The organism is Streptomyces sp. NPDC059895 (assembly GCF_042731035.1).
Classification (GTDB): Bacteria; Actinomycetota; Actinomycetes; order Streptomycetales; family Streptomycetaceae; genus Streptomyces.
The window spans coordinates 104,966-127,679 of sequence record NZ_JBHWKO010000006.1; the positions used below are offsets into that span (position 1 = coordinate 104,966).

The 22,714-nt window shown below is 71.6% G+C and carries 9 protein-coding genes, 1 tRNA gene and 4 pseudogenes; 7 read left to right on the forward strand and 7 right to left on the reverse strand.

From position 1 onward, the window contains the following. Positions 1-2 precede the first annotated feature (2 nt). Entirely contained in the window at positions 3-1,760 is a 1,758-nt protein-coding gene (locus ACFV9M_RS09510) for a sulfite reductase subunit alpha (protein WP_385077434.1), read from the reverse strand. Positions 1,761-1,765: 5 nt separating this feature from the next. After that, positions 1,766-7,309, reverse strand: coding sequence for a glutamate synthase-related protein (locus ACFV9M_RS09515; protein WP_385077422.1), 5,544 nt, complete (start codon positions 7,307-7,309; stop codon positions 1,766-1,768). Between the two features lie 741 nt (positions 7,310-8,050). Here ACFV9M_RS09515 and ACFV9M_RS09520 point away from each other — a divergent pair. Continuing rightward, entirely contained in the window at positions 8,051-9,907 is a 1,857-nt protein-coding gene (locus ACFV9M_RS09520; protein WP_385077419.1) for a YncE family protein, read from the forward strand. A 107-nt stretch (positions 9,908-10,014) separates the two neighbouring features. Here ACFV9M_RS09520 and ACFV9M_RS09525 read toward each other — a convergent pair whose 3' ends face one another. The 3 genes and pseudogenes from ACFV9M_RS09525 to ACFV9M_RS09535 all read right to left on the reverse strand — a co-directional run. Beyond that, positions 10,015-14,388, reverse strand: a complete 4,374-nt coding sequence (locus ACFV9M_RS09525) for a trypsin-like peptidase domain-containing protein (protein WP_385077416.1) — start codon at positions 14,386-14,388, stop codon at positions 10,015-10,017. Positions 14,389-14,430: 42 nt separating this feature from the next. Continuing rightward, entirely contained in the window at positions 14,431-14,760 is a 330-nt protein-coding gene (locus tag ACFV9M_RS09530; RefSeq protein WP_385077413.1) for a CU044_2847 family protein, read from the reverse strand. Positions 14,761-15,541: 781 nt separating this feature from the next. Then, positions 15,542-16,099: pseudogene (locus tag ACFV9M_RS09535) on the reverse strand (Uma2 family endonuclease); the annotation flags it as partial. Positions 16,100-16,314: 215 nt separating this feature from the next. Here ACFV9M_RS09535 and ACFV9M_RS09540 point away from each other — a divergent pair. The 3 pseudogenes from ACFV9M_RS09540 to ACFV9M_RS09550 all read left to right on the forward strand — a co-directional run. After that, positions 16,315-17,117: pseudogene (locus ACFV9M_RS09540) on the forward strand (replication initiator); the annotation flags it as partial. Continuing rightward, a pseudogene (locus ACFV9M_RS09545) lies at positions 17,114-17,326 on the forward strand (excisionase family DNA-binding protein). The pseudogenes ACFV9M_RS09540 and ACFV9M_RS09545, both read left to right, overlap by 4 nt. Next, a pseudogene (locus ACFV9M_RS09550) lies at positions 17,326-18,496 on the forward strand (tyrosine-type recombinase/integrase). The pseudogenes ACFV9M_RS09545 and ACFV9M_RS09550 overlap by 1 nt, the downstream one beginning before the upstream one ends. Positions 18,497-18,545: 49 nt before the next feature. Here ACFV9M_RS09550 and ACFV9M_RS09555 read toward each other — a convergent pair. Beyond that, positions 18,546-18,619 (reverse strand) — tRNA-Gly (locus ACFV9M_RS09555). A 536-nt stretch (positions 18,620-19,155) separates the two neighbouring features. Between ACFV9M_RS09555 and dcd the strand changes: the two genes are divergently transcribed. The 3 genes from dcd (at position 19,156) to ACFV9M_RS09570 (ending at position 21,370) form a co-directional block, all read left to right on the forward strand. Then, positions 19,156-19,731, forward strand: a complete 576-nt coding sequence (dcd, locus tag ACFV9M_RS09560; RefSeq protein ID WP_385077411.1) for a dCTP deaminase — start codon at positions 19,156-19,158, stop codon at positions 19,729-19,731. Next, a complete protein-coding gene (locus ACFV9M_RS09565; RefSeq protein ID WP_385077409.1) occupies positions 19,728-20,237 on the forward strand; it encodes a phosphoribosyltransferase in 510 nt (169 codons plus the stop codon). The genes dcd and ACFV9M_RS09565 overlap by 4 nt, the downstream gene beginning before the upstream one ends. Before the next feature lie 272 nt (positions 20,238-20,509). Then, entirely contained in the window at positions 20,510-21,370 is an 861-nt protein-coding gene (locus ACFV9M_RS09570) for a YhjD/YihY/BrkB family envelope integrity protein (protein ID WP_385077406.1), read from the forward strand. Between the two features lie 123 nt (positions 21,371-21,493). Here the strand turns inward: ACFV9M_RS09570 and ACFV9M_RS09575 are convergent, their stop codons facing one another. Continuing rightward, the gene (locus ACFV9M_RS09575; protein WP_385073117.1) at positions 21,494-22,546 is read right to left on the reverse strand and encodes a Yip1 family protein; all 1,053 of its coding nucleotides are present in this window, start codon (positions 22,544-22,546) and stop codon (positions 21,494-21,496) included. Positions 22,547-22,714: the final 168 nt, after the last annotated feature.

Here is a 22,714-nt window from a genome sequence, read left to right on the forward strand (position 1 = left end):
GCTCAGTACACGTCCCGCACGTAGCGCTTGGCCCGGCGCAGGCCCGCGAGGTACTCGGCCGCGTCGTCGTCACCGCGTCCGCGCTGCTCGGCGATCACGCCCAGCAGGGCCGCCTCGACGTCCTTCGCCATGCGGGAGGCGTCGCCGCAGACGTAGACGTGCGCGCCGTCCTCCAGCCACGCGTACAGCTCGCGCGACCGCTCCCGCATCCGCGTCTGCACGTAGACCTTCTCGGCCTGGTCGCGCGAGAACGCGAGGTCGAGTTCGGTGAGCACGCCGCGCTGGCGCAGCTCGGTCAGCTCGTCCTCGTACACGAAGTCGGTGGCGCGGTGCTGGTCGCCGAAGAACAGCCAGTTGCGCCCGGAGGCGCCCCGCGCGGCCCGCTCGTGCAGGAAGCCGCGGAACGGCGCGATGCCCGTGCCGGGGCCGATCATGACCATCGGGGCGTCGTCGTCCGCCGGGACGCCGAAGGAGGCGTTCGGCTGGAGGTAGACGCCCACGGGCGCGTCCTCGCCGACGCGGTCCGCGAGGTAGGTCGAGGCGACGCCCTCGTACCGGCGGTGCGGGGTGCCGTACCGGACGGACGCGACGGTGAGGTGGATGCGGTCCGGGTGGGCGAGCGGACTCGACGAGATCGAGTACTGCCGTGCCTGGAGCGGGCGCAGGAACGGCAGCAGCTCGTCGAGGCCCGGTGCGGCGGCCCCGGCGTCGCGGAGCAGGTCGAACACGTCCCGGCCCCAGAGCCAGGAGTCCAGGTCGGACCGGTCGCCGTGCGCGACGACCGAGGCGAGGTCGCTCGACGGCGCCCGCTCGACGAGGTCGGCGACCAGCTCCTTCGACGGGGTGCGGATCTCGCGTTCGCCGCGCAGCACCTCGGCGAGCGGCCGCCCGTCGACCTCCTCGTCACCGCTCGCCCCGAGCTGTTCCAGGAGCGCCCCGACGAGCGTGTCGTCGTTCACCGGTACGACGGCGAGCGCGTCGCCGGCCTCGTAGGTGATGCCGCTGTCGCCGAGGTCGAACTCGTAGTGGCGGATCTCCTTCGCGCTGCGCGGCGCGGACAGCAGCCTGTTCACCGCGAGCCGGGAGCGGTAGGGGTTGCGCTTGTTCCAGGTGGAGCGGGGCCGGGGGGACGCCTCAGCAGTCGGACCCGTGCCCGTACCTGTGCCCGTCGTGCCCGTCGCGCCGGTCTCGGCGGCGACCCGGTCCAGGACCGCCGCCGTCCACGCCGCCGCGGGCTCCTCGAAGTCCACGTCGCAGTCGACGCGGTCGTGCACCCGGGTGGCGCCGAGCTGCTCCAGGCGGGTGTCGATGAGCTTCGCGGCCTGGCAGAAGTCGTCGTAGCCGCGGTCGCCGAGCCCGAGGACCGCGTAGCGCAGACCCTCCAGCCGGGGTGCCGTGCCGGCCTGGAGCGCCTCCCAGAACAGCCCGGCGTTGTCGGGCATCTCGCCCTCGCCGTACGTCGAGGTGACGACGAGCACGTGGGACATCGACGCGAGCTTCTCGGGTGTGACGGCGTCGAGCGCGGTGGCGGTGCCGCCGAGGCCGCGTGCGCGGGCCCCGGCGACGAGCTCGCCGGCGAGGAACTCGGCGTTGCCGGTCTGCGTGCCGAACAGCACGTCGACCGTCGCCGCGGGCGGGTCGCCCGCCGCGCCGTCCTGGCGTCCGGCGGCCGCGATGCCGGCGAGGAACCCGGCGAGCCAGGCCTCCTGCTCGGCGGAGAACGGCGCGTCGGCCGGGATGAGGGACCCGGTCGGGGGCATGAGGGTCACGCGGTCACCGTCTCGGTCGGGGCCTGCGGGGCACGGCGTCCGGCGATGTCGGCGAGTGCCGCGGTGGCTAGCAGCTCGTCGAACCGGGCGGCCCGCACGCGGCCGGCGTTCTTCGTGTTCTGATGGACGATCCAGCCGTAGGTGCCGGGGGCGTCCACGCTGAGGTTGTTGCGCTGCCGCAGCGCGTGCTTGTAGTCGTCGAGGCGCTTGACCGCGATGAGCGTGGCGAGCTCGCCGTCGTCGAACCGCTCCAGCGTGCCGCGCAGGTACTTCACGACGCGCTGCTTGACGAAGAAGTCCTCGGTGAGCACGAGGTTGCGGACGGCCTCGGCGACCCTCGGGTCGTCCGGGCCGCTCGCCCCGGGCACCCGCTGGAGCGCGAGGTCCTGCGCGACACCGAGCACGGCGTACGACGACAGCAGCGAGAACATGTCGTCGCCGCCCTGGTCGCCGAAGGCCGGGGCGCGGCCGCCGAGCACGGTGCGGCGGTCGCGGTAGTCGACCTTGAACGCGCGGAGCTTGTCCGTCGCGATCGAGGTCGCCAGCTCGTCGAGGAGCTGGCTCCGGGTCGCGGCGGCGAGGATCTCCCCGGCGTCCTGGTACAGCAGCAGCGCCCGGGGCATCCCGCAGTACACGTGCTCCCGCTCGCTTGCCCAGTCCTCCAGCAGCCGGGCCGCGAGCGGTGAGCCGGTCGCCTCCAGGTGCCAGGTCAGCAGCAGCCGTACGGCTTCCTCGTGGAAGGCGCCGTGCGCGGTGTCGGTCACCGGGAACACCAGCAGCGAGTCGGCGCTCACCCGGCCGGCGAGTTCGCCCGACGGGTCGTACTGGTAGAGGAACCCGCCGCTCATGCCGTTGCCGAGGCCCTTGCCGAAGCCGCCGAGGTTGAGCACGGTGCCGCCGGTCATGTACTCGCAGCCGAAGTCGCCGACGCCCTCGACGACCGCGGTCGCGCCGGAGTTGCGCACGGCGAACCGGTCGCCGGCCTCTCCCTGCACGAACGTCCGGCCGCCGGTCGCGCCGAACAGCGCGAAGTTCCCGACGAGCACGTTGCCGCCGCGCTCCGCGCCGCCGCCGCCCGGGGCGCGGACGACGATCCGGCCGCCGCTCTGGCTCTTGCCGACGCCGTCGTTGGCGGTGCCGGTGTGTTCGAGGGTGATGCCGTCGTTGCAGAACACGCCGTACGACTGGCCGGCGGACCCGGTGGTGCGGATCCGGACGGCGCCGTCGACGAGGCGGCGGCGGCCGCGGTCGTCGGTGGTGACGGCCGGGACGGCGCCGTCGAACTCGTGATCCTCGTGGTTGAGGAGCCGCTCGATGTCGATGCCGAGCTGCCCGCCGACCGACTTGTCGCTGTTGCGGAGGTGGACGCCCTCGACGAGCAGGGACGGCTCGCGCCGGTCGAGGAGCGCGGCACGGACGCGCTCGATGAGGGCGTCGTCGGTGGTGAAGTCCTTCTCCAGGTACTCCGGGTCCTCGACGACCTTCTCGGGCACGCGGGCGAGCAGCCGGCGGACGTCGAGGCGCCCGACGCTCGCGGGGTGGTCGAGGAGCTGGAGCAGGTCCGTGCGTCCCCGGGCCTCGCGCAGCGACCGCAGACCGAGGCGGGCGAGGATCTGCCGGACGTCGTGCGCGATGTTCAGCAGGTACTGCGCCAGCGCGCGCGGGTCTCCCTCGAAGGCCTCGGCGTTCGTGGTGAGCCCGGCGGGGCACTTCACGTTGCAGTTCTTCGCCATGACGCAGCCGAGCATCATCAGCGCGGTCGTGCCGAACTCGAAGCTGTCGGCGCCGAGCAGCGCCGAGGTGACGACGTCGCCGCCGGTCTGGTGCGCGCCGGAACAGCGCAGGACGACCTTCCGCCGCAGCCCGTTGGCGACGAGCGCCTGGTGCACCTCGGCGACGCCGATCTCCGCCGACCGCCCCGCGTACTTCAGGCTCGTGACGGCCGCGGCGCCCGTGCCGCCGGTGTTCCCGGCGACGTTGATGACGTCCGCGCCGGCCTTGGCGACGCCGACCGCGATGGTGCCGATGCCCTCCGAGGACACCAGCTTCACGACCACTCGGACCCGCGCGGCCTTGCAGTCGTGGATGAGCTGCGCGAGGTCCTCGATCGAGTACGTGTCGTGGTGCGGCGGCGGCGAGATCAGCTCGATGCCCGGGGTGCCGCCGCGCGCCGCCGCGATGTCGACGGTGACCTTCGGCGCGGGCAGCTGACCGCCCTCGCCCGGCTTCGCGCCCTGCCCGATCTTGATCTCCAGCTCCTCCAGCATCGGGTCGGCGAGGTAACCCGCCCAGATGCCGAACCGGCCGGACGCGAACTGCTTGATCCGGGAGCCGCGGACGGTGCCGTACCGGGAGTGGTGCTCGCCGCCCTCACCGCTGTTGGACATCGCGCCGACCATGTTCGCGCCGTGCGCGACGGCCTCGTGCGCGGTCGCCACGAGCGCGCCGTGGCTCATCGCGCCGGAGGCGAGGGCGCGGGTGATCTCGTGGGCGGGCTGCACCTCGTCGAGCGGCACGCTGTCGGGCGCGTCGTCGAGGAGGGTGAGCAGCTGTGCGGCGGTGCCGGTGGCGGTGACGACGACGCCGTCGGCCCCCGTGTCGAGCGTGGTGACCTCGCCGGGGTGGGCGAGGGCGAGCCCTTCGGCGAGGGCGGTGTGGCGCCGGGCGGCGTCGTCGTCGGGTCCGGTGGAGGTGAGGCGCAGACGGGCGGTCACCGCGTCGCCGCCGGCCCGGTCCGTGACGGTCGCGACGACCCCGCGGACCGTGACGCTGTCGTTGCCGGTCGTGGAGAACCGGCCCAGCTCGCGGGCGAAGTCCTCCGGCGTGCGCAGCCCGGTGACGTCGGCGGGCAGCGCGAGCACGTCACGCAGCGCGGACGGGCGGCGGGACCGCTCCTCGTGCGTCGTCCGCAGGAAGGCGCGGTACCCGGGCGTGATCCGGAACGCGTCGATCTCGGCGTCGCTGAGCGCGTCGTAGCCGGTGTTGCGGTACGCGGCGTCGGTGATGCCGAACGCGTCGTCCAGCCCGCCGAGCGTGAGCAGCCGCAGCGCGTCCGGGTCGCCGGGCCGCTCGAACTGCGGACGTTCCTCGACCATGTCGCCGAAGCCGCGCACGGCCGAGACGCCGAACGAGTGCCCGGCCCCGTCCGACCGCTCCTTGAACAGGCCGAGCAGCGGGATCTGCTGCTCGCCCTCCACGGTACGGGCCCGCTCGTGCCACTCCGTCGCGGCCTGCGCGATGCGGGCGAACCCGACACCGCCGACCGGGGCCTCCATGTGCGGGAAGATCCGCGCGAACACGTCGTCGCGGGTGTCGAGGTAGTTCGGTTCGAAGAACTCGCCGCCGATGTAGCTCTCGGCGGTGCACAGCCCGACGCGGCCCATGGTCTTGGCGAGGGACTTCTCGGCCGCCTTGCGGAACCTGGCCAGCGCCCGGTCGGTCTCGGTGATCTCACCCGCCGGTGCCGGTGCGCTCGGGTGCTTCTCCTCGGCGCGCAGCCGCGCGCTGAGGCTGTAGACCGCCGAGGCGCCGAAGCCGAGCGCGGTCGCGACGTGGTGCGAGGAGGACAGCTGCCCGCTCTCCGCCACGATCGACACGCGCAGGCGCAGCCCGGTCTCGATGAGGCGCTGGTTCACCGCCGCGACGGCGAGGATCACCGGCAGCGGCGCGCGCGTCGACGAGATCGCCCGGTCGGTGAGGAGCGCGATGCCGCCCCGCTCCGTGGCGAACCGCTCGACGTCGTCGCAGAGCCGCAGCAGCGCGGACCGGAGCGCGTCGGCGTTCGCCCCCTCGTCGCCGGGCACCGGGTCGTAGAGCATGGCGAACCGCTCCAGCGGCACGATCCGCTGGTCGCGCAGCCGGACCATGTCGAGGTGCCCGAGCACGGGCGACGACACGACGAGCTGCCGGCCGCTGGTGTGGTGGGTGCCGTCGGGCTTCGGGCCGAGCGCGACCCGCATGCTCATGCCGTCGGCCTCGCGGATGCTGTCCAGCGGCGGGTTGGTCACCTGGGCGAAGCGCTGCGAGAAGTACTTCGCCATGCCGCCCTCGGTGTCGCTGAGCGCGTTGATGGCGTTGCCGTAGCCCATCGCCGAGATCCGCTCCGACCCGTGGGCGAGCATCGGGTCGAGCATGAACCGGAAGCTCTCCTGGTTCAGCGAGTACGCCACGTACCGGCCGGCGAGGGTGAGGTCGCCGTCGTAGCCGAGCGTCGTCGTGCCGCGGTAGTAGTCGGGGGCGGGCAGGTCGTCGAGGTTCACCCGGGCCGCGCCGAGCAGCTCGCTGTACGGCCGGCGCGCGGCGAGGGCGTCGAGCACCTCGCGGGTGCGCATCCGGCGGCCGGTGCGGTGGTCGACGACGAGCATGCCGCCGGCCTCGATCCGGCCCCGGTGCACGACCTCGTCGTCGGGGAACGCGACCTGCCCGGCCTCCGACGCCACCATGAGGTACTCGGCGGTCTCGACGGTGCGCAGCGGGCGCAGGCCGAGCCGGTCGAGCCGGGCGCCGACGACGTCCCCGTCGCTGAAGATCACGGCCGCCGGACCGTCGTTCTTCTCCTCGTACAGCGAGAAGTACTCCAGCATGTCCCGGACGGCGGCGGGCAGCGTGCGGTCGTTCTCCCAGGCGGGCGGCATGAGCGACACGACCGCCTCGACGATGTCCAGACCGTCGTCGAACACCCGGCTCTGGAGGGTCTGGTCGAGCCGGGAGGAGTCGGACTGCCCCGGCGGCCGCACGATGCTGCGCGTCCGGGCCCGCGCGAGGGCCTCGTCGGAGAGCCGGTTCTTGCGGTCGGTGTTCAGCTCGCCGTTGTGCGCCATGAGGCGGAACGGCTGCGCCATGGTCGGGTGCGGCTCGGTGTTCGTGGAGAACCGGGTGTGGAAGTACAGCGACCGCACCGAGTGCCGTGGATCGCCGAGGTCGCGGAAGTACCCGATGACCTCGCCGGAGTTCAGCCGTCCCTTGAGCACCTGCGTCCGCGCGCTCAGCGAGAGCGGGTACAGCCCGGCGTACGTGTCGTCGGCGTAGGCGACGGCCTCGACCGCGAGCAGGGCGCGGTTCGCCGCCGCGTCGACGTCAGCGCGCTCCCACCCCCGCGGGGCCCGGAACACCCACTGCACGATGGGCAGCTGGTACTGCTCGGCGACGGGCCGGGCGACGGTGTGGTCCACGGGGACGTCGCGGACCACCAGCACGTCGAAGCCCTGCTCGGCGATGCTCCGCCCGACGAGCTCCACCGCGCCGGCGCGGCGGCCGGCGTCGGTCGGCACGAAGCAGTTCGCGACGCCGAAGTGCCCGGCGCGCAGGTCCTCGCCGGTGATCGCGCCGAAGAACTCCACCGACAGGTCGACGCTCACGCCCGCGCCGTCGCCGACGCCCTCGGCGGATGTGCCGCCCCGGTGCGGGATGGCGCGGAGCGCTTCGTCACCCTTGCGGATGACGTCGTGACTCGGTGTCCCGTCGAGGCGGGTGATGAAGCCGACGCCGCAGTCGCTGTGGTCGCGGGCAGGGTCGTACAGACCGAAGGGGGAGGGATTCAAGTGCGGGTCCTGTGAGCGGGTTCCGGCTGGGGGTACCTCCCAGACCCTTGAGGCACTGGGGGAGGACGGCCAGGCTGCGTCGGTGAAGCGCTCGCCGCGGGCGGACCGGTGTGACGGCCGAGGCCCTGAGTGGTGCGATTGTTGACGGTAAGCCTTGCCTAACTTCCGCCGCAAGTGTGTGTCCTGCACTTATGTGCCCGCTGTGGGCCGTGGCACATCGCCCGGGCCGTGGTCGGGGCCTACAGATCTGACGTGAGCACGCTCAATCGGCGCCGCTTCTCACGGAGTTCGGCTTGTCGGGATTCGAGGCGTTCGGCATCCTCGAAGCCGCCCGCCATCGCGCCGTGAGGGCTCTCGAGGCATGACATCCCCGCCGGCCGGCCGCACGGATCCCTGATCGACCGGCCGGCCGTACGGATCCCTGATCGACCGGCCGGCCGCACGGATCCCCGATCCATCAGTCCTCCCTTGCTCAGCCCCCCTTAATCAGTCCCCATTGTCACTGACATGCCATACGCTGCGTCTTCGGCAGCGTCCACACACCCGTCGTAGGTGTGAGGGGGGACGCGCGGCCCATTCGTCTCCGCCCGGTGAGGACCGGGCTTCTTCTGTGGGGGTTGCATCACTGTGCGCAGGCGCAGCATCTCGGCCGCGACGGCACTCGCGGTCGTTCTCAGTTCCGCGGTCCTGGTAGCGGGTGTGGCGGGTCCGGCTTCGGCCGACTCCGCGAAGGTCCTTCCGGTGCGGTCGGTCGGCGACATCGTCGTGGACGGCGCCCACCAGCGGGTCTACGTCTCCGATCCGACCGGCGGCAAGATCGTCGTCACCGACTACTCCGGCACCGTGAAGGCGACGCTGACCGGGCTCCCCGGGGTCACCGGACTCGCGCTGTCCGCCGACTCCGGGCAGGTGTACGCGGCCGTGACGGACGGCAACCGGATCGTCTCGGTGGAGACGGGGACGTACACCCAGACCGCGAGTTACCCGGTGGGCGCGCCTCCCGGCGACCTGGAGGTGGTGGACGGCCGGATCTGGTTCGCCCACGACACCGACTTCGGTTCGCTCGACGTCTCCGGCGCCGAACCCGTCGTCCACCTCGCCCAGCGGGGCGACGTCGACTTCCGCGGCGCCTTCGGCATGTTCCTGGCCTCCGACCCGGCCGTCCCGGGCGTCCTGGTGGCCGGCAACGGCGGCGATCTCGCCCTGTACGACGTCTCGGCCGACGGAGCAGCGCTCCGGCTCAAGGGCGACATGGACACCGCCGTGAAGCAGCTGGACCTGACGCCCGACGGCAGCCAGGTCCTCACCTCGTGGGGCGACCCGGAATACGGCTACGGCATCGGCGCCTACTCCACCACCGACCTCACCGAGCAGGCGGGCTACCCCATCGACGCCTACCCCAACGCCGTACGGGTCGCCCCCGACGGCAGCGTCGCGGGCGGCAGCTTCTCCTGGTACGGCCCCGACGTCCACATCCACCGGCCCGGTGACGCGGCGCCGGTACGGGAGTACGACTTCCCCAACACCGGCAACAGCAGCGGCGCCGACACCCTCGTCGACGGAGCGCTCGCCTGGGCGCCGGACGCGAGCCGGGTCTTCGCCGTCTCCGTGAACACCTACGGCACCTACACGCTGCGCGCTCTGTCCGACCCCACCAAGGAACTGCCCACCCTCACGGTGACGGCCCCCGCCACGTCCGAGCGGGCCAAGAAGCTCACCGTCACCGGCAGACTCACCTCGAAGACACCCCTCCCCGCGGGGACGAGCCTGAAGGTGACCCGCACGGACATCGAGTCGCCGAACGGCAAGGCACTGGCCGCCGTCACGACGAAGGCGGACGGCGGCTTCTCCTTCACGGACACCCCGCCCGCCGGCGGCAAGGTCACCTACAAGGTCTCCTACGCGGGCGACACCACGCACGCCCCCGCCTCCGGCTCGGACGCCGTGGAGGTCTCGCGCAAGGCGACCGCGCTGAGCCTGAACAACAACGGCAAGCTGTACGCGTACGGCAAGGACGTCACCTTCACCGCCCACCTCGGTACGACGTACAAGAACCGCACCGTCGCGATCTACGCGGACCCCTTCGGCTCCGACAAGCCGAAGAAGCTGCTGAAGACGGCCAAGGTCAACTCCAAGGGCAATGTGTCGGCGATCGTCGACATGACCCGCGACACCACGGTCACCGCGGTCTTCACCGGTGACGCCCGCTACGCGTCCAAGACCGTGAAGTCGACGGCGTACGCACGGGCGAAGGTGTCCACCACCGTCTCCAAGCACTACAAGACGGGCAAGATCGGCTCCACGACGTACTACTACTTCCGCAAGAACACCGACCCGGTGTTCACCACCACCATGAACTACTACGCCGGCCGCAAGCAGCGCTTCCAGCTGCAGGTGTACTACCAGGGCTCCTGGTACGACTCCGGCTCCCAGTACTTCGCCCTGGCCACCAACGGCAAGTCGGCCGTGAGGCTGGAGGCGCCGGGCGAGTCCGGCATCCGCGCCCGCATGCGCTCGTCGTACGTCAACGGCTCCTCCGGCGACACCGTCAACTCCACCACCCACGGCGCCTGGAAGTACTTCGCCTTCACCAACTGAACCCGCCCCCGCACCGGACCGGTACGGCCCCCGCTCCACGGGGGCCGTACCGGCGAGGCACACGGACGACGACCGCACCACCGCCGTGTTCCGCGGCCCGACCAGGCTCAGCGGCACGTCTTCGTGTACGGCAGGGACGGTATGAGCGTTGCCCAGCTCTCCTCGCCGAGCCCGGTGCCGGCCAGTCGGCAGGCGTGCACGTCCGGCGTGTGACGCAGCTCGGCGAGACTGCCGGTGTCCCACAGCCGCAGTTCCCGGTCGAGTTCCCCGTCGAGTACTCCGTCGAGTTCCCCGTCCTGCTGCCTGTCGCTTCCTCCGTCGCCCCCGATGGTCAGCAGTGTGCGGCCGTCCGGGCTGAAGGCCAGGGTGGTCACCTCGCCGTGGTGCGAGGTGAGGAGGTCGCCGAGGCGCAGCGGGCCGCTGTCGCTCGCGGCCCACACCAGGACGGTCCCGTCGGTGGCGCCCGTCGCGATCGTGGAGCCGTCGGGTGAGAAGGCGATCGCGGTGATCGGCGTCCGGTGCCCGCCGACCGGCAGGCTCAGGCTGTGGAAGCGCGCCGTCACATCACTGCTGACGTACCAGAGCGTCAGTGTGCCGTCCTCGCCGCCGACCGCCAGCACATGGCCGCGGGGGGAGAAGGCGATGGTGGCCCCCATGCTTCCGGGGCCGGTGAGCTCCCGTGCGCCGCTGCCCGGTTGCGGCCCCACCTCGCCGCTGAACGGCCACAGTTCGACCTGATCGCTCACCATGCTTCCCGCCGAGGGGTACACCCCGTTGTGGGGCGTCACGCGTGCCAGGGTCCCCGTCGACGGGTCGATGGCCACCCGCGGGGTGCGCGGCCTCGTCCAGGACCCGACCGGCCGAGGGACCGGTTCCCCGGTGGTCCACCGGACCGCGTCGAGGGCGTCCGCCGCGTCCAGCACCCTGCCGTCGGCGCTGAACCGGAGTACGGTGACCGGCCGGCGGAAGGGGGCGACGGTCTGTGTCCGTACCGGCCGGGCCCCGCCGTCCTCCGTCCTCCACAGTTCGATGGTTCCCCGCTCGCCCCCGACCGCCAGGACGCGCCCGTCCGGCCGGTACGCCAGTGCGGTGACCCGCCCGCGCGAGCCGGGGCGCAGGGTGCCGGTGCGAGAGGGACGGCCGGGAACGCCGATGTCCTGGAAGACCAGGAGCCCATCGGGGCGAGCGGTCACCACCGTGTGCCCGTCGGGGCTGACGGCGAGGGCGTAGGGGGACGCGGTGGTCGAGACGGGCTCGCCGAGCGGCGCGGGCCGGTCGGGGGGACGCATGGCCCATACGACGGTGTAGTCGTCGTCGAACAGCCCCTGGCGGCAGTCGTGTTCCATCTCGGCGACACCGCACTGGGCGATCGAGCCCGCCGGATCGTAGCCGACCACGAGGTGGGTGCCGTCGGGGGTGTAACGGACCGACCGCGCACCGCCGTTCTGGGGAGCCGCGAAGCGGTCGGTGCGGCGGGGCCGGACACGGTCGCGGACGTCCCACACGGTCACGGAACCGTGTTCGTCGGCCGTGGCGAGGCCGGTGCCGTCGGGACCGAAAGCGACTCCGCTCCCCCCGCTGAGGGGCTTGCCGAGCAGCGTCGGCCGGTCCACGCGGGTGACGTCCCACAGCAAGACGTTCCCCCGGGTCGCGGCGGCCAGCGTGTGGCCGTCCGGGCTGAAGGCCACGTCGTGGACGTCGTACGCAGACATCGCATCGGTCCGCCGGGGAAGTGCCGGCAGGCGCGTCGTCGCGACCCGGCGCCGGTCGGCGCCGGTACTCCACAGGGTGAGGGTGCGCTCGGACGCGGTGACGACGAGCCGGCCGTCCGGCGAGAACGCGTGGACGGCCCGCGTGCCGGAGTCCTTCGACACCCGGACGGCCGGCCCGCTGCGGCGGGGGTCGGCGGCGTCGGTGACGTCCCAGACCGTCATGGTGCCGTCCAGGTGGTCGATCGCCAGACGCCGGCCGTCCGGGCTGAGCACAGCGCCGCCGACCCTGCTGCCGAACTCCCCGCTCGCGGGCACGACACGGTCCCCGTCGGTGAGCGTCCACAGCCGGACACGCCCGGAATCCTCGAACGTGACGAAGACTCGTCCGTCCGCACCGGCGTCGCCCGTCCGGGGAACAGAACCCGATCGGATCCGCGTCCGCCCGGAGCCCGCGCCGGGCGCCGGGTCCCACGTCGCGATCCGGGACCGGGACCGCACACCGCGGTCGAGGACCAGGCGGCCGGCCCGGGTGAAGCCGAGGAGCCTGCCGGGAAGGCTCGCGGTGAGCCGTGTGGTGGTCATGGTCTTCACGAGTGCCGCTTTCACCCTCGGGTCCGGGGTGGTGCGGTGGGCGGCGATCCCGAGTTGCAGGGCGAGCCAGGGGTCGCTCCGGCGCAACTGCTCGGCGCGCTGGGTGAGTTGCAGGGCGACCGCGAGGCGCTGCTCCCGCTGCGTCTCGTACAGTGCCTGCCGCGTCCGCTCCAGTTGCAGTTCCAGCCGCACGGCCAGCGTGGACACGGTGACCAGCGCGATCGACAGCATCACGGCGGCGAGGGACCTGAGCAGCAGCTGCCACTGTCGGCTCCTGCGTACGAACGTCTCCCGGTCGACGTCGGAGGCCAGAAGCCCCTGCCTCAGCCACTTGAGGCCCTCTTCGAGGTCGCTGCCGTGCAGGAGGTCGCTGCGCTTGCCGCGCCGGTTGCGCAGGGCCAGTTGCCGGGCCGCGCGGTGACGCCAGGAGTTGAACGCCTCGTACTGCCGCACCCACCTCGACAGATCGTCCCAGCCGGTCAGCAGCCAGTCGTGGATGAGTTCCGCGTAGGGCCTGTCCGGTTGGTCGACCGGGTGGGGATCGGGTCCCCTGGTCACGACGAGCCGCTCGGCGCTCAGTACGGCGAGGACCGCGTCGGCGTCGGAGTGGCCGGCCAGCTTGCGCAGTTCGTCCAGGGGCACCTTGTCGCGGACGTCCGGGATGCGCCGGGACTCGTCGCGGCGCACGAGTGCGGCCAGGATCCGCTCGGCCGCCTCCCGCTGCCCGGCGGACAAGGCGCCCATCGCCTTGTGCGCCCACTCGTTGAGGCTCGTGGCGATGCCCCCGTACGCGGTCCCGACCAGACGGCCGTCCTCGCGCATGTCCCACAGGCGGCTGAGGGTGATCTCCAGCAGGGGAAGCAGGTGTGCGGGCGCCCGGCCGCCCGCCGCGGCCAGGACGTCGACGGCGATCCGGTCCGGGAGCCCGGGATCCCAGCTCACCCCGACGGCCTCGGCCGGCTTGGTGATGATGTCCTTCAGATCCTCACGGCTCAGGTCGGAGGGCAGGTGCCGTACCCCGTCCACCCTGTCCAGCAACTCGTGGGCCACTTCCTCCAGGCGGGGCTGGAAATCGCTGCGCATGATCATGACCACGGTGACCGGGGCGTACGACGTGAGAAGCCCGGTCAGCCGGTCCACGGTTTCGCGGGCCTCCGCGGACAGGCCGCTCTTCGGGCCCGCCCGGGTGAGGAGTTCCTCGAACTGGTCGATGAACAGGACGACACGGACGCAGCCCGGCTCCTTCGACAGCCGCTCCGCCACCGCTTCCCCGATGCCGACGGCACGTGCGCCGGGAAGAAGGTCCTGTCTGTCCAGGGCCGCCGCCAGGTCCTGCCCCGGGTGTTCCAGGTACAGGGGCAGCCACCGCCCGCCGCCCATCCGCGGGTCCGATGCGAACCGCTCCAGCACCCCGGCACGGATGAGCGAGGACTTCCCGGAACCGGAGGGGCCGACCAGCAGCAGGCCGTGCGGCCCTGGTCTCAGCTTCTCCAGCACCCAGGTCACCGCGGTGTCCCGGCCGTGGAACCACGGCGCGTCGAGCCGCGTGAACGAGCCCAGGCCCAGATACGGGCACCGGCCCGGACCGGATCCCAACGCGGGCCACACTTTGCGCAGCGTCTCGGTGGGTACCGCCTGTGCGGTGGCCAGCCCCCGGCCGTAGACGTCGGACGGGGTGATGGACCGGACCATCCCGATCACCAGGCCGGTCCGGTCGTCCACCAGCGGCGCCCCGCTGAAGCCGACCGTGATGCTGTTGGCCTCGTTCAGATGCAGCACCGGATAGCCCGCCGCTCCCGGCAGCACCCTTCCGGCCTGCGCGCGCCCGGGGCTGCCGACATCCTCACCGTTCTCGGGGAAGCCGATGCTGCTGACCCAGTGACCGGCACAGTTGTCGGCCGCGCCGACCGCCAGCAAAGTCGCCGACGGGGGCAGTTCGTCCAGCCGGATGACGGCGATGTCCTGTCCCTGCGGATCCGTCCACGCCTCGGGCAGGACCGTTCCCTCGGCCCGGGGACGCCCGGCGATCTGCGGGAACTCCACCCGCAGCCGCGACCCGGGACCGTACCCCGCCTGCGCCACCACGTGCGCGCAGGTCAGCAGCACCTCATCGGAGCGGGGACCGGTGAGGAACCCGGTGCCGAAGACCGACCCGTCGGCGGAGAGGATCTGCGCCACGGCCCCTTGCGGACCTGACGCCCGCGACTCGGGAGCCACCTCTCACACCGCGGTGTCGCCCGAGGCCGAGCCCGAGCCCGAGCCCGAGGCCCAGGTCATGGTCACCTTGAGGTGGCAGCTCGTCTGGGTCCGGGCGATCACCGCCCCGGCCTCGGCGGCGAGGTCGACCCCGAACTCCACCTCCACCCCGTCGGGCCGCGCCCGCCGCAACTGCTCCAGCACCGTACGCGCCATGTCCGCCACCGGGTCCAGCGCGCTGTGCAGCGTCTGCGGCAGGTCCCGGATCACGTCCCCGACCCGGCCGGCCATCACCGGCCCGTCGGCCGTCTCATTCGCCTCGACGAGGATCGAAGCCCCGCCTCCCAGTGGCACACGCGCAACGCTCCGCACCTGTCCGGCCTCCCCCTGTGTGCCGATATGACCACGCATTCCGGATACGGCGGACCACACGCTAGCCGACGCCACCGGCGCTCCGCCGGTCAATCACGAAGGCCGACCGGTGGGGACGGGACGGGGAAGGCCGTCGTGGGCTCACCTGAACGCCACGCAAGCGGCCCACCCCGCGACAAGGCCCAGGTCGCTGACCCGAGCGATGGAAGCGCTGCTCGCTCGAGGCGGGCGGCATCGTCTGCGTCCGCACACCTGCGCCAAGCGGCCGCCGGCCCTGGTGCGGAGAGACCGGACAGGATGGCTCATGAGCTCGAACGTGATCAGGCTGCGCTGCCGAGAGGACGCGACGGTCCTCCCTCACTATCTGCTGGCTGTTCTGAGTCGTCCGGAGGCTGTCCGTTCGGTGCGACCGCAGGACTCTGCTTCGCCGCTGTGGGAGCGGTCACGGCTCTGAGGAACCAGGCAGAGACGAACGTCGGGCGGTCCGCGCCTGCAGCCGCCGACGTGGTGCGTGCCGAACGTGCGAAGCACCACAACGGCGACTGCGCGCACCCGGGGAAAGCCACCGGGCGCTCGTCGTGCTGTTGTGACGCGTCACCCACCGACCGGCCCACAGGACGAAGAACCCCCTGGCCTCTGCCCTGAGGGTTTCTCACGGAGCGGGTGACGGGAACCGAACTCGCGTTCTCGGCTCGGGCGGCGACGGCACGTGAAAGGACGGGTCCGCATACCGCCAGTTCCTGTCGGGACCGGTTCTGACCTCGCCGAGGTCGATCTCCACGGCGAAGGGGGCGGCGACCTTCACGACCCCGGAGTACACGTCCCCCTCCCGGTAGGTCTTCGTCGCGGGATCGAGGACGTACGTGTAAACCAGCGGCACGCCCGTCGCGGCCTGCTCGATCCGCCAGTAGAAACCGATGCCCGCCTTGGCGTACTGGTCGACCTTCACGATCCGGTCGGTGGTCTCCGAGCCCGGTGACACCACCTCGGCCACCAGCAGTACGTGTTCGGGCCGGGTGGGCGTGATGTCGGTCGTGTCCGCGCGGTAGACGATGACGTCAGGGCGGCGGTTCGTGAGGGGGACGTCCTGGAGACGGACGTCGAAATCCGTGTCGGCGTGCCACCCGGGGCTCGCAGCGGCGTCCAGGGCGTTCGCGAGGATCCGGGCCAGCCGGTTGTGCCGCTTGGACGTGCTAGGGCTCACGACGACCATTCCGTCCACGATCTCGATGCCGGCGCACTGCTCCTCGGACCACGACTCGTACTGCTCCGCAGTGATCTGCTCGTGCATCCATGCCGGGGCCACCATCTCGGCAGTCATGACATGCCTCCCGGACATTGTGCGGCGGGCCTGATTCCGCTGGAGCCAGCGTACTGTCTCCAGCTCGCCCGACGCTTCAACAGGAATTCCGCCCGTTGCTGACTCCGCCGTGCGCCACGTACGGGCCGGCCGGCCTGTGGCGATCTGATCAAGGGGAAGCCATCTGGGACGCGCGGTTGTACTCGTGCACCGTCGAGGACGGGGTCGTAAGCCGTCGAAGCCTCGACTCCGCCACGCTCCCCGCCGGTCACCTCCTCGTCCGCTGCAACAACCGCCGCGCCACCCGCTGCCCGGCCTGCGCCGAGACCTGTCGCCGCGACACCTACCACCTGATCACCGCCGGCCTCCGCGGCGGCAAGGGCACCTCCGACCAGGTCGCCACCCACCCCCGCGTTTTCGCCACCTTCACCGCCCCCGGCTTCGGCCCGGTCCACAACCGCCGCACCGATGGCCGCCCCTGCCGCTGCGGCACACATGTAGAAGTGGCCTGTAGAAGCGGCGCAGGGGAGAGCCACAAGCCGAACAGGGAGCCGTCCACTTCCACGCTGTCATCCGCCTCGACGGCCCGGAAGGCGGCGACACCCCGCCACCGCCCTGGGCGACAGCCGACCTCCTCACGGACGCCATCCGCGCGCCCACCCTCGCCACCCGGGTCGACGGCCCGGAGATCGACAGCCGGTCCCACACCTTCATCTTCGGCCGCCGACTCGACGTCCGCACGATCCGCTCGGCAGACTTCGACGGCGGCCAGGAACTGACCGAGCGAGCCGTTGCCGCGTACATCGCCAAGTACGCCACCAAGTCCCGCCGCTACTCCACCACCCTCGGCGCCCTCCGCGACGCCTCCGCCGCATGGCGCCGCGCACACGCCACGACGACGGCCGTGCCTCAAGACGGTGAAACGACCCTCGTCCTCGCCCACTGGGTGTTCGCCGGTACCGGACTCAGCACCGTCGAAGCCTGGCTCGCCGCATCCCTCGAACCCGCACGCGGCACGGAAGGAGAGCCGACCACTTGAACGACCGCTACCTGTCCGTCGACCAGGTCGCCGAACCGCTCGGCACCTCCGCCCGCTTCCCCCGGCGGCTCATCGAGGAACGGCACATCCGGTACGTGAAGGTCGGCCGGCACGTCCGCATCCCCTAGAGCGCGGTAGCGGAGTTCATCGACTCGCACACGGTGAAGCCGCTGAGGCGTCCCCGTACCCGGTACGGGAGGGCTGCTTGATGGCGAACGACAAGGGTCGGCGGCGCCGCTTCGGTGCGATCCGGCGGCTTCCCTCCGGCCGGTACCAGGCCCGTTATCCGGGCCCGGACTGGGGCACGCGCCCGGCTCCCTTCACCTTCGAGACGACGGCGGACGCCGACGGCTGGCTTGCCGAGAAACAGACCGAGATCCGCCGGGGCGAGTGGAGGGACCCCGAAGCGGGTGCGGTGGGCTTCCGGGCCTACGTGGACAAGTGGGTGGAGGAACGCGAACTGGCGCCCCTCACGCAGGATCTCTACCGGTAACTCCTCGATAAGCACCTGACCGCCTTCGCGGACTTGGACCTGGACGAGATCACCGCGCCACGTGTTCGCGAGTGGCGAGCCGAACGGTTACGGGCCACGGGCGCCAAGACGATCACGGCGAAGGCATACCGGCTCCACAAGGCAGTCATGGAGACGGCCGTTGACGACGAGCTGATCCAGCGCAATCCGTGCCGGATCAAGGGCGCAGGCAAGGAGAAGGCGGCCGAGCGGCGTATCGCCACGGTCGTCCAGGTCGACGCGCTCGCCGAAGCGGTGCGGATGCGGTGGCGGCTCATGGTCTACCTCGGCGCCTGCGGTCCGATGCGGCCGGAGGAGCTGGTGGGCCTCCGCCGCCGGGACGTCGACCTGGACAACCTGCGCATCCGCGTACGCCTCGCCGAGCCTGAGTGAATGGACGGGCGACGCGTCCACGGCGACAGCAAGTCGGAGGCCGGAACCCGTGCTGTGATCCTTCCCGCATTCCTCCGCCGAGAGCTGCGCTGGCATCTGGAGTCGTACGCTGAGCCGGGACCTGATGGGCTCCTCTTCGTCGGCGAGAAGGAAGTCCCTTTCCGGCGCAGCACCTTCGGGCGGAAGTGGCGCAAGGCGCGAGAGATCGTGGGCATGCCCGAGGCTTCCGCTTCTACGACCTCCGGCACACAGGGCACACCCTGTCGACCCGCTCGGGCGCCCCCCTCAAGGACACGATGATGCCGGCCGGGCAGTCCTCCGAGAAGGCCGCGCTCATCCATCAGCACTCCGAAGACGAGCGGCAGGAAGAGGTCGCCGCCGGCCTCGACGCGACGTACGAAAGGCGCGGGCGGCTGCTGCGGCCAAGAAGGGGCCCGGCAAGTCTTCTGGCACGAATCTGGCACGCGGCGAGTGATCACAACGCACAGCAAAAAGGCCCGGGTCTGTGACCTGGGCCTTCTTCATGGAGCGGGTGACGAGAATCGAACTCGCGCTCTCAGCTTGGGAAGCTGATGTTCTACCATTAAACTACACCCGCGTAAGACACCAGCCACTCGGCCAGTCGGTTGTGCCGAGCCGGTGTCTGATCGCCCCGTCACTGTACCTCATGCCAGGCCCCCGGTGCTGAAGCCGTGGGGTCTGAGTCTGTTTCAGGGGAGGGATCCGGGTGCGGGTGGCCGGAGTTGGGGCGTACGGTGGGGGCGCGGGAGAGGGTCCGGGCGAGGTCGGAGTGCCGCCTGGAGGGTCATCCCGAACGTCCCGTAATGTGGCGTTTGTCGTCACGGCATCCCTGCCAGATGTGACGCCGGCTCTTGGGGAAGGGACTCTAGGACTTGATGGAGCGCACCGTCGTCCGCTGTGCCGATGGGCACGTGTTCAGCACCGCTTCGTTCCCGATGCAGAAGGCCGAGCGACTCGGCCCCGGGCGGCTCGTCCGGTGTCCTCGCTGTGCGCGATTGCGCAGCGCGGTTCCGGTGATGCTCGAGAAGCGGTAGGGCCCAGCGAGGCACCCGGCCTGGCGCGCGGAGTCGTCCTGATTGTGGCGGGTCCGCGCGCCTTGCGTATCCTCGGGGCGTGCTTCTCTCAGACAAGGACATCCGGGCCGAGATCGACGCCGGGCGGGTACGGATCGATCCCTACGACGAATCCATGGTGCAGCCGTCGAGCGTCGACGTGCGTCTCGACCGTTTCTTCCGGGTGTTCGAGAACCACCGGTACCCCCACATCGACCCCTCCGTGGAGCAGGCCGATCTGACGCGGCTCGTGGAGCCGGAGGGCGACGAACCGTTCATCCTCCACCCCGGTGAGTTCGTCCTCGCCTCGACGTACGAGGTGATCTCGCTTCCGGACGATCTCGCCTCGCGGCTGGAGGGCAAGAGTTCGCTCGGGCGGCTCGGGCTCGTCACCCACTCCACCGCCGGGTTCATCGACCCCGGCTTCTCCGGGCACGTGACGCTGGAGCTGTCCAACCTCGCCACCCTGCCGATCAAGCTGTGGCCCGGTATGAAGATCGGGCAGCTGTGCATGTTCCGGCTCAGCTCGCCGGCCGAGTACCCGTACGGCAGCGAGCGCTACGGTTCCCGGTACCAGGGCCAGCGCGGGCCGACCGCCTCCCGGTCCTTCCTCAACTTCCACCGGACCGAGGTATGAGCGACGCGCGCGAGAACCTCACCTACGAGCAGTTCGGCACCGCCGTCCGTGAGCTCGCCCAGACCATCGCGGACGACGGGTACGAGCCCGACATCGTGCTCTCCATCGCCCGCGGCGGCGTCTTCGTCGCCGGAGGGCTCGCCTACGCCCTCGACTGCAAGAACATCCACCTGGTGAACGTGGAGTTCTACACGGGCGTCGGGACCACGCTCGAGATGCCCGTCATGCTCGCGCCCGTCCCCAACGTCATCGACTTCTCCGACAAGAAGGTCCTGATCACCGACGACGTCGCCGACACCGGCAAGACGCTCAAGCTCGTGCGCGACTTCTGCCTCGACGCCGTCGCCGAGGTGCGCACCGCCGTGATCTACGAGAAGTCGCAGTCGCTGGTGAAGTGCGAGTACGTGTGGAAGCGGACCGACGACTGGATCAACTTCCCGTGGAGTGTCCTGCCCGTGGTGCGTAAGTCGGGCGAGCCGGTCACCCCGTCGAGGGAAGCGCTCTGATCTGCCGAGGGCGAGTCAGGGCCCGGCCCAGCGTGCCGGTAGTGAGATCGGCCCGTTCCCGGCCTCGAGCCTGGTCGAGCCGGCCGACTTCCTGGTCGCCGAGGGGCGGCTCGCGGCCCGGCCCCTGAGGACCCGGGAGCTTGAGGTCGAGTGAGCCGGGACCTCCTCGGGAGCATGCTCTCGGCCCGGCCCCCGTCAGGTGGCCCCGCCCCCGTCGGGTGCCCCGGCCTCCGTCGTGTGCGGACGCACCCCGAAGCGGGTTGACTTGTCGTATGACCGGCCGCAGCAGCCCGCACGGCAGACGTGGTGACCTCCTCCACCGGGGCGTCCACTGGGGCGAGTGGCGGCAGGACACCGTCCGGCGTGTCCAGGGCAGCCAGGCGGGCACGCTGTGGAGCCGGCTCTCCGCGGTGGACTTCTTCGGGAACTCCTTCCAGCTCGCCGCGCTCGCCCTGCTCTGCTTCTTCCCGTTCCTCATCGTCGTGACGGCCGCGACCGGCCGGGACGCCGCCACCGCCCTCGTCGGCTGGCTCGGGCTGCACGGGCAGGCGGCGCAGGCCGTGGCCTCCCTCTTCCCGCAGGACCAGGCCCCGGCCGGCGTCACCGCGGCGAGTGCCTGCCTGCTGGTCGTCGGGGCCGTCGCCGTCGCCGGTACCTTGCAGAGCTGGTACCGCAGGCTCTTCGACGTCGCCCCCGGTGGGTGGCGGGACGTCGCGGCGCGGATCGGCTGGCTCGCCGCGCTCCTCCTCTACAGCGCCGCGCAGGCCCTGGTCGGCCGTACGCTCGGCGAGAGCGGGCCGGTCCTCCAGGCACTGGCCGGCTTCGTGGCGGCGACCTGCTTCTGGTGGGGCAGCATGTACGTCCTCCTCGCGGGCGTGGTGCGGTGGCGCACGCTCCTGCCGTCGGCCGTCGCCACCGCCCTGTGCTGGACGGGCCTGGGAGTGTTCTCCGCGCTGTACTTCTCCGCGATGATCGTGGAGAACAGCCAGAGGTACGGCCCCATCGGTGTCGTCATGGTGATCTTGTCGTGGGTGATCGCGGTGGGGGTGGTCATCCACCTCGGCGCCGTGATCGGCTGCCTGTATCTCGAGCACCGCACCGGGCGGCATCGGCCGCAGGGGGCGCACCGCTGACCTCCGGGTCCGTGCGCGTCCCGACCTTCCGGTGAGAAGAGGCTTCCTGAACGGCCGAGGCCTCCCGATCCTCGTGGATCGGGAGGCCTCGGCCGTACGACAGGCGGGTTCGCGTGCGGCGCCTCAGAACGTGCCCAGCTTCACGATCGACAGTATGGCGACCAGCTGGATCGCGGACGCGCCCAACGCCTTCGGCCACGGCAGGTCGTGGGAGCGGCTGACCATGATGGTCAGCAGGGCGCCGGCCGCCACCCAGGTCGCCCAGCCGAGGATCTGCACGAACGACGCGTCGCCGCCGAGGAACATGGCGACGACCAGACGCGGGGCGTCGGTGAGCGACATGATCAGCATGGAGAGGCCGACCGTGGGCTGCCAGGCGCCGTCGCCGCCGAGCTGGCGGGCCAGGGTGTGGGTGACGACGCCCAGGACGAAGGAGCTCAGCACCATCGCGACGGCCGTCGTCAGGACGATCGGGATCGCGTTGGAGAGCGTCGCGTTGATCGCGTCCTCGCGCGCGGTGTCGAAACCGAAGACGGCGAGCAGGCCGTAGAGGAACGTCACGATGAGGGCGGGGCCCCACAGCGTGTAGTCCCGCATCCGCAGGAACGTCTGGCTGGGCGACAGGACGACGCCCTTCAGCAGTTCCTTCCAGGGCAGGCGCGGGCCCACCGGGCCGGACGGGGCCGCCGCGGAGCCCGCGTGGTACGTCTCGCCCTGGCTGTACTGCTGGTGGTCGTCGATCGAGAACGCCTGGGTGTGCCCGGGGTTGTTCGCGGCGTACGGGTCCGGTGTGCCCGGCCCGGCGCCGTACGACGACGGGTCGTCACCGCCGAAGTACTCCGGCTCACCGCCCTGGTTGCCGTAGCCGCCGCCGTTCGCCGGGGGCCACTGGCCGCCCGCTCCGCCGCCGGTGGCGCCGTAGGGGGGCTGCTGGCCGCCTCGGTACTGCGGCCGCTGCTGCGGGTACGGCTGCTGCGCCGGAGGGTAGCCGTACGACGGCCCCTGGGGCGCCTGCTGCCCGTACGGAGGGTCTTGGGGTCGCGCTTGCGGGGCGCGGCCGTCCCGGCCGCCGCGTCCGATCCTGAATCCAGCCACGTCATCGAACGTACCTGGTCCCGGAGAGTGACGTGCCGGGCGCTGCCCCCCCGAGGCGGCTTTGCGGCCGACCTGTGACATCCCCTGAGGGGGACCCGGAGCCGTGACCCGCATACGCCGGCGCCCGCATACGCCGGCGCCCGCATACGCCGGCGCCCGCACACGCCGACGCCCCCTGTCCGCGTCCGGGCGGAACAAGGGGCGTCGGTGGGCCGGTCGGGGTTCGGCGGGTTCGGCGGGTTCGGCGGG

Excerpts from the sequence above, each read along its gene's own strand:
- ACFV9M_RS09510 (WP_385077434.1), bottom strand. The coding sequence starts at position 1,760 with ATGCCCCCGACCGGGTCCCTCATCCCGGCCGACGCGCCGTTCTCCGCC.
- ACFV9M_RS09565 (WP_385077409.1), top strand. The coding sequence starts at position 19,728 with ATGAGCGACGCGCGCGAGAACCTCACCTACGAGCAGTTCGGCACCGCC.
- ACFV9M_RS09570 (WP_385077406.1), top strand. The coding sequence starts at position 20,510 with ATGACCGGCCGCAGCAGCCCGCACGGCAGACGTGGTGACCTCCTCCAC.
- ACFV9M_RS09575 (WP_385073117.1), bottom strand. The coding sequence starts at position 22,546 with ATGTCACAGGTCGGCCGCAAAGCCGCCTCGGGGGGGCAGCGCCCGGCA.